General features: G+C 69.9%; 2 protein-coding genes. One reads left to right on the forward strand and one right to left on the reverse strand.

Annotation, left to right across the window (positions count from 1 at the left end; translation table 11 throughout):
* Positions 1–263 (reverse strand): hypothetical protein (locus A5780_RS19520; protein WP_156769406.1); only part of this gene is annotated, 263 nt, incomplete at its 3' end.
* A 49-nt stretch (positions 264–312) separates the two neighbouring features.
* Here A5780_RS19520 and A5780_RS19525 point away from each other — a divergent pair.
* Positions 313–508, forward strand: a 196-nt coding sequence (locus tag A5780_RS19525) for a hypothetical protein (protein ID WP_156769348.1), incomplete at its 3' end; no start/stop codon positions are given.

Genomic DNA, 508 nt, shown 5'->3' on the forward strand with positions numbered 1-508 from the left:
GGATTTGGGTTGGTGTCGACGAATTCGAGATCGGCTTCGCGCTCCCATGTCCAGTGGTTACCTGGCCACCACACCACGACCCAGTCCGTCCCGCCGGTAGGCGGGGTTTTCGACCACACCTGAACGAGTTCGCCGGAGGCGTGGTCGAAGTCGGTGCGGACCACCGCGGCGTGCCCGGCGGGGGCGACGTAACCGATCCGGTCGCCGCCGGACAGGCCGGCGCGCGACTTTAACCGGATCCGGGTACGCGGCGCGACGGGCACCGGTCGAGCTTGTCACCCGCGCCCGCGCGGAGGGCGACCACACCCGGGGATGGGCGAGGTGTTCGCGGTCGGTGATCGCATCGAGTGGTGGAGCGACATCGACGGCGGCCCGGCCGAGCCCGGCGACCAGGACGCGAGGAAAAACATCGGCACGGTCGCCAGCGTCCACCGCAGCCCCAACGACGACACCCAGGTCGTCGCGTATCTCGTGACGTGTCGCAGCCGCGTCGCCGGCACGTACACCT

The sequence above is a fragment of the Nocardia sp. 852002-20019_SCH5090214 genome (genome assembly GCF_001665865.1).
GTDB classification, from domain to species: domain Bacteria; phylum Actinomycetota; class Actinomycetes; order Mycobacteriales; family Mycobacteriaceae; genus Nocardia; species Nocardia nova.